This window comes from Burkholderia sp. A9 (assembly GCF_000801975.1).
In genome coordinates this window covers 1-536 of sequence record NZ_JSZN01000086.1, presented here as the reverse complement: position 1 = coordinate 536, position 536 = coordinate 1, and the positions used below count along the sequence as shown (strand labels likewise).

Below are 536 nucleotides of genomic sequence, written 5' to 3'. Positions count from 1 at the left end.
CGCACCCGCTGACCGGCGAGCCGGTCGAGGTGTGGATCGGCAACTACGTGCTGATGAGCTACGGCGAAGGCGCGGTGATGGGCGTGCCGGGCCACGACGAGCGCGATTTCGCATTCGCGAAGAAATACGACCTGCCGATCAGGCAGGTGATCGCGGCCGAAGGCCAGACCTACTCGCTCGACGCGTGGCAGGAATGGTACGGCGACAAGGACACCGCCGTCTGCATCAACAGCGGCAAGTATGACGGCCTCGCATACGGCGCGGCGGTCGACGCGATCGCGGCTGATCTGAAGGCCGGCGGCTTCGGCGACAAGCAGGTCACGTGGCGCCTGCGCGACTGGGGCGTGTCGCGCCAGCGCTACTGGGGCACGCCGATCCCGATCATCCACTGCCCGTCGTGCGGCGACGTGCCGGTGCCGGAGCAGGACCTGCCGGTCGTGCTGCCGGAAGACCTCGTGCCGGACGGCTCGGGCAACCCGCTCGCGAAGTCGGAAGCGTTCCTGAACTGCACGTGCCCGAAGTGCGGCGCGGCGGCG

1 pseudogene is annotated in these 536 nt (G+C 69.0%); it reads left to right on the top strand.

What is annotated here, in order from left to right:
• Positions 1-536 (top strand): annotated as a pseudogene (locus PI86_RS15560) (class I tRNA ligase family protein); the annotation flags it as partial.